Source organism: Legionella sp., assembly GCF_049790535.1.
Taxonomy (GTDB): domain Bacteria; phylum Pseudomonadota; class Gammaproteobacteria; order Legionellales; family Legionellaceae; genus Legionella.
Genome location: NZ_JBAQZB010000092.1, coordinates 1 through 8,432, shown reverse-complemented (window position 1 = coordinate 8,432; position 8,432 = coordinate 1). Strand labels below are relative to the sequence as shown.

The following is an 8,432-nucleotide window of genomic DNA, read 5'->3' as shown; positions in this document are numbered from 1 at the left end:
CAAGGCAAACCCTCTGTGTGATTGATAAGTCCAATAGCGGTACTAATTATTTTTCTTTTCTTACAAGCTCCGTCAACTACCTTCAGAATTGCTGCCCATCGCTCTTAACATCCAATACCTGACACATTAATTCAATCGGCCATGCCTTCTTTTGTTCGGCTATAAATGAATATTTTATTTCATTTCTTTCGCAAAGAAGGTCGTCGCCTTTTTTAAAATTTCTTTCTCCATCGTGTTTTTTCATGGTTGCTGCTACATGCTAATAATCATTTTTATGGCTTGCGTCTTACTGGCTTCTGCAAACGTTTCATAGGCTTCGATGATATCTTCAAAGTTAAAATGATGACTAATAAGCGCGTTAGGATCAATTTTTTTAGAAGAAACCATTTTCAGAAGCGTAGGCGTAGTGATGGTATCAACAAGCCTTGTCGTAATGGTGATATTTTGTGACCATAATCGTTCTAAGTGTAGAGGTACCTCCACGCCATGAACACCGATATTAGCGATGATGCCTCCTGGCGCAACTATATTCTCACACATCACAAAAGTGTCAGGTATCCCTACTGCTTCAATGGCTGTATCAACCCCACATTTTGTAATTTCCATTATTTTATCAACGATGTTTTCACTATTTGAATTTAAAGTATGAGTTGCACCAAGTTGACGAGCAATATCTAAACGATACTTATCTTTATCAATCATAATTATTAGTGAAGGCGAATAGAGCTGTGCAGTTAATAGTACGGCCAAACCAATAGGTCCTGCACCAACAATAGCAACCGTTGATCCAGGCTGAATTTTTCCATTTAACACACCGCACTCAAACCCTGTAGGCAAAATATCACTTAACATCACGAAGGCATCGTCTGTAATATTAGGAATTTTATATAAGCTAGTATCCGCATGGTGGATACGTACATATTCCGCTTGGGTGCCATCAATAGTATTTCCAAGCATCCAACCTCCATCGGCACAATGAGAATACATACCACGCTTACAGTTTTCGCACTTAGAGCATGCAGATATACAGGAAATAAGCACCTGATCGCCTTCAGAAAGTGAACTCACGTTTTTTCCAATTTGCTCAACAGTGCCAATTCCTTCATGACCAAGTATTCGCCCCGGAGTACAAGTACTAACATCTCCTTTGAGAATATGAAGGTCAGTTCCACAAATGGTTGTTTTATTGACTTTTACGATAGCGTCACTTTGATACTGAATAGTAGGTTTAGGTCGTTCTTCTACCATCTTTTTGCCTTTACCTTGATAAATAAGAGCCTTCATATATCCTCCAAAGCGATTAATAATCACCGTAATAATAATCGACTTTTTTACCCAGCATTAATGACCAAGAGGTTGCAATGCTGTAGTCTTATCCATATGAATTACACTATCAAACTGATAAGGTAAATGAGTAAAAAAATAATGACTTAGACGTTCTGTTTCTGGTCTATAAATCACCCCGATTGCCCTTTGTAAACGAGGAATTTTTAAGAAATGCTCAAGCTTCTCGTTTCCAATTAAATTTAAAATAAAATTTTTATACTGTAACTGATGGAATAGCTCTTCATAACTTTCTGCAAAACCCGGGACAATTTTTTTACGCTCTGCAGGCTCATCCCAATTAGAGGCTGCGGTAACAAAACCTTCATAAGTTGAAAACCCAATGGAATAAGTATTTGTATGCTGTTCTCTTACTAATTGCCCCATGTTTACTTCGCCTTGCTCTCCCATTTCGGTAGCCCGGGCGTCACCCACATGTGAATTATGAGCCCAAACGATGATTTTTGCAGGTTTATTAAAACGATGTTCTAAATGATCAGCCAGTAGATTTAAAGTCTCAACCATGTGCCTATCGCGAATATTCCATGAGGCTATGTGTCCTTCGAACATAGAGCGATAATATGCTTCAGAATTTTTGACGAGGCGTGCATTTTGTGACGCAAAGAAATAGTCGTCTGCGGCGGCAAGACCATCTTTATTAAGATATTTAAATGCCTGATGTTGAATTTCCAAAAGTTCTGCAATGACTTCATCAATGCATGATTTTTTAACGCGAGTAGACGTTAAATAAGCATACATTTGTGGATCTACATTCATATGATCAAAACAGGCATAACGATTTTTAGCTTCTAGAGCAGCCTGCGGATCAACTTTTTGCAAATAATGTACAACCGCTTTCATAGATGTATTGAGGCTATAGAGATCAAGTCCATAGAATCCAACCTTGTGTAATGCAGGAAGCTTATCATTGTATTCACGAAGCCATTTGAGAAAAGGAGGTATGGTTATATTGCGCCACATCCATGTTGGAAAGCGTTTGAAATCGTCTAAAGATTGTGCAGCATTGTGATCCTCACTTCTAGCTTGTAAAAACCGATGAACTCGATGAGCATCCGGCCAATCTCCCTCTATTGCCACAGCCATGAACCCTTTCTCTTTAATTAATTGTTGTGTAATTTCAATCCGTGTTTGATAAAACTCCTGTGTACCATGGGTAGCTTCTCCAATCATCACAATGCGCGCATCACCAATTGATTCTAAGAGCGATGAATATTGCCCAGATTCTGGAAGAGGCTCTATAGTATTATCAAGTGTTGTAATAAGTCTTTGATGAGCATCTTTATCCATAAAATACCCTTATTCCTTGTAATAGCTATCTTCTTACGTGTAAATAGTTAACAAACCAATTTTTGGCAAGACGTGCTACCTCCTGCAATGCCCCCGGTTCTTCAAACAAGTGAGTAGCACCCGGGACAATAGCTATTTCTTTAATACAATTTAATTTTTCCAGAGCCGCACAATTTAATTGAATAACAACCTTATCTTCCTCTCCAACAATTAATAAGGTCGGAGCATGAACAAATCCCAAAGCATCTCCAGCCAAATCGGGTCTACCACCCCGAGAAACAATAGCGGAAGTCCCATTAAGATCAGAAGCTGCTGCAAATAAAGCTGCTCCGCCTCCTGTACTGGCACCGAAATAACCGATATTTAAAGATTTAAAGCTTGATTGTTTGCGACACCATTTGGTTACATCAAGTAATCTTGAAGCCAATAATTCGATATCAAAACGCAATTGACGGGTTTGATTATCAATAATATCTTCGTCTGGTGTTAGTAAATCAAATAATAATGTTGCCAGCCCAGCCTCATTTAATATTTTTGCAACGTATTGATTGCGTGTACTGAATCGACTGCTGCCGCTTCCATGTACAAATAAAACTAATCCTAAAGCACCATTTGGAATATAAAGAATACCATCAAGAAAAATTTCTCCACTGGGTATTTTAATAACTTGTTCATCATTAAGTATGAGCTTGTCCATATATCACCTAAAAGTCTTTATTATCGAGTTTGATTTTTCTAATAATTCAATTACTTCTTTATCAGAAACTTGAGAAAAATTCTCATACCAAATCCCAACTGCATATAAATTTATGGGTTGCATAAGACATATAACTTGATCAACTATTTTTGCCATTTCTTCACATGTTTCTCGGGCAGCGACAGGTACAGCAATAATAATCGAAGCGGGTGTATGCTTGCGTAATGAGGACACTGCCGCTTGCATTGTAGCTCCGGTTGCAATGCCATCATCAACTAAAATAATAGTTTTGCCTTTTAAGGTAGGGAAATTGCGATTACCTCGATATAAGTGCTCGCGTCGAACCAATTCTTGTTGTTCTCTTTGTAAAATGGTATCGATGGAAGATTGATCAATATCCAGTTGGTTTAATAATTTTTTATTAAAAATAACTGTATCTCCAGAGGCAATAGCACCCATCGCCAATTCCTCATGCCCTGGAACACCCAGTTTACGCACAATAAGGATATCAAGAGGCACAGAAAGAGCTTGCACAATTTCATAGGCTACAGGCACCCCACCACGTGGCAATGCTAAAACAATAATGTTGGGCAGATTAATATAGTCCTTAAGATATTCCGCTAAAATAATTCCAGCTTCCTTTCGATCAATAAACTTGTCCATAATAAGTTCTGTCCGTAAAAACTTTAACTTAAATAAATTAAGTATAGATTAATATTTAATCATAAAAGGTCAATTTTTTCCGTGATTGGGAATACTGTAACAGCTTTTTAGAGGCGTATACTAAACGAAAGAAGTCTTTTGCGGTGGAGTATGCGTTTCTGCTTTTTTGGATTAAATAATGTGCGGGGTATAAAAAATTGCTATCGATTATCGATAAATTTTAGAATTCTTGATTTTCTATTAATTGCAGTCTAGTCTAAAAATTAATCAAAATATAAACAGGATGTTATCAAAATACAGGAGGTATAAAATGAGCAATTTAGCGAGATGGAAGAAAGGTACACCCATTTCAATTGAGCATCCAATTAAACCATTTTTAGGACTTCATAAGAGTATTAATGAAGCGATTGATGACTTTTATCATCTTTTTGGAACTGAAGAATTAGATGTTAATCGATTTGAAAATCGTAGTCTTTTCCCTGCAATGGATATTACAGAAACTGATGACAGTTTTACTGTTGAAGTTGAAATGCCAGGTATGGGAGAACAAGATATTAAGATTACCATCAATGAGGATATACTTGAGATACATGGTGAAAAATCAACCTCTAAAAAACATAAAGATAAAAAATATCTCTCTCGGGAAATTAGCTATGGTAGCTACGATAGAAGTATCTCTCTGCCATCATCTGTAAATTCAAACGAAGCTAAAGCTACCTTTAAGAAAGGTATGTTATGGATAAATATACCTAAAAAAGATGGGAAGAAAAATCATTCACGAGAAATTCAAATTGAAAAAGGTTAATCCTTCTATTTTGAGCCAATGATTTTAAATTATCATTCAATGATAGTGCCATTTTATGGATCTTGTGCAACTTAAGTAGAGCATTATTTAGCACTATCGTCACTAAATTTAGTTTCACCCGTCAATGGCTTATTCAGCTTGAGCTATAATAATTTAGATTTATTGTTCCCCCCAAGTTACCAGATATAATTTAAGCATTGACATCTCGAATTAAAAGTACAGGCGTTGTCGCAATGCGAATAACATTTTCTGCTACACTACCAAAAAAAGACGGCTAAAACCTCGCCTATCATGTGTACCTATAACTAATAAGTCCACAGACCATTCTTTTGCTGCCTCAATAATTACTTCGGATACGACTGATACGCAAATCAAGAATTAGTTTAATCAGCTCTGAATTTAACTTCTTACTTGGTGACAAATGAGGCTTTTTGCTTTGATCATTTAATCCATCGATACCCGCTTCTAAATAACGTCTGTACCACTTTCTCAGGGGAGGACGAGAAATACCACATTACGGCAAACATATCCTGCATCTTTAGTTTCAAGATATAGATTTACCCAAGTTAACCTAGCTTTAATTGCTGTTTCATAAGGCGGGTAAATCTATCAATTAATTGAAACGATGTCTATGAATCACACATTTTAGCCCATGTTCCAGAGCTCCTCAATATCACGGTAGCTCAAGGAATATGCCACGTACCATCTGACTAGCATCAAAATAATATTTTGCTTAAAATGACGCCATTTACAACTCAGCATCGTTGACCTTTCCTATGCAAAAATCCAGATCTTATCTTAAATGTATTATTTTTTGCGACAAAACCCCTAGCGCCCCAGATTACGGCTACAATTCGTTTTTCAGTTTGGCTATAACATCTTGAGATAAGCCAGTAAATTCACTTATTTCATTAATGGATTTTGATTTTTTCGAGTACAACTTTTAATTCGTTGCTCACATGCTGATTTCAAACGCATCAATTGTCGGGATGTTAATCCATTCCAATCTGGAGCATCCGCTTGTAACTCTTTAACTTGGACTAATGGATCGCCCGCTACGAGCGGAAAAATAAATTGATAAGAGTTAAATTGGCAAAGCCTGGATACAACGAAGTGCCTCAAAGTCTTGTGCCTTACTGTCGCGAAAATAATTACAGGATAAAATGCAAATATTTTGGGCGGATTTATACTGAAAACCCATGAAAGCATTAAATTACAATCCCACCTTAATACTTAAAAATCAAACCCCTATTAACCATGAGCGGCTAAATAATTCAATTCAGCTGGTAATTTGTCCTATTAGTCTTTCAGGACTAGAACCCACAAAATGTTGGTTCATTAACAATGGTAAAATAACATTCTTCAAGCACGTTTGGATTGGATAATAGACCTAAATGCCCACTTTTGTGTAGAGATCCTCGAACTTCTTCCGGTGATTTTTTAAAGAAAAGTAGAGTATCGTGGCGTCCATTAATGTAAGTTGGTTTCGATTTTCGATAATCGGGCTCCTCATGTTCCGAATCTCCAATTAGGATAGTTTTATTTATTAATGGGTTATTAGTTTTATTCCATTTAAAATTTTCACCAGCAATTTCAAAGTCTGCGAAGCCTAAATAATAAGCGAGAGTCGCTCCTCGTGAATGCCCTATTAAATTTAATTTAAAATTTCCTTCTGGGACTTTAGCTTCCTTATAGCAATCTTTAATGGATTCAATTTTTTGATTAATAAAATCTGTATCAGTAGAAGTAAAATTTCCTGCGGGTAAATTAAGGGTAAAAATGGCCCCTGGATATGTATGCTTTTGAAAATATTCTGCTAAGGGAAGCCACGCCGATTGATTGTGATAATTACCATGGATGCATAAAATTGGAGGGTATTGTGCTTGTAAGTCGGTTAATTTAACAGGATTAAGTCCATAATTGTTCATAACCCCAAATCCTTGAAACATTCGAAAAGCACACAAGATGGAATCAACTGGCTCGGCAGCTAAAGTGCAAAGCATCATTTGTGGTACATGTAGCTTATGATTGTCTAAGAAATTAGCTAGTTTCTTTATTTGTTTTTGATGCGGTTCTTCCCAAGTCCAATGAAACAAACTAATGTGTGTAAGCGGTTCTGTAAAATCGTTTAAATCATTAATAGTAGATATTGCCAAAGGAGTATAAAAAAGTCCCAGAAGTAGCTTACCTTGGTTCCATAGAAATCCTATGTTATCAAAGAGCAGCCATGGTAAACGGGTAAGCATAATCTGATTTAGAGCTTTTGTATTAGTGGACCAGAAATTAGAACACATTCCACCTAACAGCCAAACTAAATTGCAAAATATAGCTGTGCCAATAAAGCAAAAAGTAACAATTCCACTAAAAATAAAATTAAAAGGGTAGACAAGAAAACGTATTAATAAGTTAAGAAAAATTAGCCCTCGTAAAGAAAAACCATTGATTGATTTTGATTCACCCCATAAAAGAGGAGGATAATATCCTAAGGGTTTAATAAAACGTAAAGTCATCAGATTCTTTCCTGTTACATAGAGTACAGAAAAATACACCAAAGACCACATTATATCATAAGATTGATCAAAAAAAATAACGCATGGATAAAATTTAATGTTAATGATCTTTAGATAACTCGTCAAGTTTGAATTACTAGAAATTAAAAATTGGAATCAATTTGTTTTGCTAATTCAATGTAACGTTTTGTTAATTCATTTGAGAATTCTTTATTCACACAAGTCAATGTATATCAGTTCAAATTATCAATCCAATCAATTTGGTAATCGAATCCTTGATTCTTTTTGCTGGTCACCTCGCAATGCTGCGCGACAACCATCCCTGAAAATAGAGTAAAAATTATATGTTTTGGCTGTTTTAACTAATCTAATTACGACATTAATCGTATTATACCTAATGACATAGGGCTAAATATTGATTGATTTTATTGTTATCAATTTGATCTTTAAATAATATAGATTATAATGATTCCCCTTGTTAAATCAGAGAATTTTATTATGAGTTTTTTGAAAATAGAAATGAATAAAGAAATCCAATCGGTGAGTATCGATGAAATTTTGGTACCCCCTGCAACTCAATATCGTGTAACAATTCATTATAAAGATGGAACAGAACAGCAAAGATTGATAGATGCAAAAGAACTTGAAAAAAAATATATTAATTATTTGGATAATGATAAAAAAGAGGTTTTAGAAAAGATTCAATACCAAGATCAAGCTTTTCCTATGGAAACAACAAATGACAATAGCTCATTTTCTAATTTAAGCATGCAAATATTAGGTGGTTTTATGACCGTTCTGGGAGCTGCAGCAATTGCAGTTGCCTTCACTGTGCTTAATGCCGCAACTTTTGGTATTACTGGATTAGTAATGGCAGGAATTGGAGCAGCAGTTACCCTTTCAGGAGTAGGCTTATTTGCAGTCGGTAGTCTCAAAAAATGCGAATCCGACCTTGACAGCGATGATGATAATACTCCAAAAGTATATTATGTGAATAATTGCGAAAAGTGATCAGATACTAGTCAGTTATTTTCGCCCCCTAATCTGAAATCAAACTAGGGGGTGAATTATTCGCAAAAGCAGCCGTGTAGTTTCTTTAAAGAAATCAAAGTCTGGGGTCCTGAGC

The 8,432-nt window shown here is 35.8% G+C and carries 8 protein-coding genes and 3 pseudogenes; 2 read left to right on the top strand and 9 right to left on the bottom strand.

Going from position 1 to position 8,432, the window contains the following annotated elements:
• Window positions 1–94: 94 nt before the first annotated feature.
• The 5 genes and pseudogenes from WA877_RS05445 to WA877_RS05425 form a co-directional block, all read right to left on the bottom strand.
• Window positions 95–234: pseudogene (locus tag WA877_RS05445) on the bottom strand (IS3 family transposase); the annotation flags it as partial.
• An 18-nt stretch (window positions 235–252) separates the two neighbouring features.
• Window positions 253–1,284 carry a zinc-dependent alcohol dehydrogenase family protein gene (locus WA877_RS05440; RefSeq protein WP_425169921.1) on the bottom strand — a complete coding sequence of 344 codons (1,032 nt, stop codon included), beginning with the start codon at window positions 1,282–1,284 and terminating at the stop codon, window positions 253–255.
• 57 nt (window positions 1,285–1,341) lie between these two features.
• Complete coding sequence (locus WA877_RS05435; protein WP_425169920.1) at window positions 1,342–2,631, bottom strand: erythromycin esterase family protein; 1,290 nt, start codon at window positions 2,629–2,631, stop codon at window positions 1,342–1,344.
• Between the two features lie 25 nt (window positions 2,632–2,656).
• Window positions 2,657–3,328 (bottom strand): dienelactone hydrolase family protein, encoded by a 672-nt coding sequence (locus WA877_RS05430; RefSeq protein WP_425169919.1) that lies wholly within the window; start codon window positions 3,326–3,328, stop codon window positions 2,657–2,659.
• Between the two features lie 3 nt (window positions 3,329–3,331).
• Complete coding sequence (locus WA877_RS05425; protein WP_425169918.1) at window positions 3,332–3,991, bottom strand: phosphoribosyltransferase; 660 nt, start codon at window positions 3,989–3,991, stop codon at window positions 3,332–3,334.
• Window positions 3,992–4,301: 310 nt separating this feature from the next.
• Here WA877_RS05425 and WA877_RS05420 point away from each other — a divergent pair, with 310 nt between their 5' ends.
• Window positions 4,302–4,796 (top strand): Hsp20/alpha crystallin family protein, encoded by a 495-nt coding sequence (locus WA877_RS05420; RefSeq protein WP_425169917.1) that lies wholly within the window; start codon window positions 4,302–4,304, stop codon window positions 4,794–4,796.
• A gap of 190 nt (window positions 4,797–4,986) precedes the next feature.
• Here WA877_RS05420 and WA877_RS05415 read toward each other — a convergent pair.
• The 4 genes and pseudogenes from WA877_RS05415 to WA877_RS05400 form a co-directional block, all read right to left on the bottom strand.
• A pseudogene (locus WA877_RS05415) lies at window positions 4,987–5,153 on the bottom strand (universal stress protein); the annotation flags it as partial.
• A pseudogene (locus tag WA877_RS05410) lies at window positions 5,152–5,378 on the bottom strand (helix-turn-helix domain-containing protein); the annotation flags it as partial. The pseudogenes WA877_RS05415 and WA877_RS05410, both read right to left, overlap by 2 nt.
• A 321-nt stretch (window positions 5,379–5,699) precedes the next feature.
• On the bottom strand, window positions 5,700–5,918 hold the full coding sequence (locus WA877_RS05405) for a hypothetical protein (RefSeq protein WP_425169916.1): 219 nt from the start codon (window positions 5,916–5,918) through the stop codon (window positions 5,700–5,702).
• A gap of 191 nt (window positions 5,919–6,109) precedes the next feature.
• Window positions 6,110–7,306, bottom strand: coding sequence for an esterase/lipase family protein (locus WA877_RS05400; RefSeq protein WP_425169915.1), 1,197 nt, complete (start codon window positions 7,304–7,306; stop codon window positions 6,110–6,112).
• 498 nt (window positions 7,307–7,804) lie between these two features.
• On the opposite strand from WA877_RS05400, the gene WA877_RS05395 reads away from it, so the two are divergent.
• Window positions 7,805–8,317 carry a hypothetical protein gene (locus tag WA877_RS05395; RefSeq protein ID WP_425169914.1) on the top strand — a complete coding sequence of 171 codons (513 nt, stop codon included), beginning with the start codon at window positions 7,805–7,807 and terminating at the stop codon, window positions 8,315–8,317.
• The last annotated feature ends 115 nt before the right edge of the window (window positions 8,318–8,432 follow it).

What these genes read in the sequence shown, in the direction of transcription:
- WA877_RS05440 (WP_425169921.1), bottom strand. Translation starts at nt 1,284, where the DNA reads ATGAAGGCTCTTATTTATCAAGGTAAAGGCAAAAAGATGGTAGAAGAA.
- WA877_RS05435 (WP_425169920.1), bottom strand. Translation starts at nt 2,631, where the DNA reads ATGGATAAAGATGCTCATCAAAGACTTATTACAACACTTGATAATACT.
- WA877_RS05430 (WP_425169919.1), bottom strand. Translation starts at nt 3,328, where the DNA reads ATGGACAAGCTCATACTTAATGATGAACAAGTTATTAAAATACCCAGT.
- WA877_RS05425 (WP_425169918.1), bottom strand. Translation starts at nt 3,991, where the DNA reads ATGGACAAGTTTATTGATCGAAAGGAAGCTGGAATTATTTTAGCGGAA.
- WA877_RS05420 (WP_425169917.1), top strand. Translation starts at nt 4,302, where the DNA reads ATGAGCAATTTAGCGAGATGGAAGAAAGGTACACCCATTTCAATTGAG.
- WA877_RS05400 (WP_425169915.1), bottom strand. Translation starts at nt 7,306, where the DNA reads ATGACTTTACGTTTTATTAAACCCTTAGGATATTATCCTCCTCTTTTA.
- WA877_RS05395 (WP_425169914.1), top strand. Translation starts at nt 7,805, where the DNA reads ATGAGTTTTTTGAAAATAGAAATGAATAAAGAAATCCAATCGGTGAGT.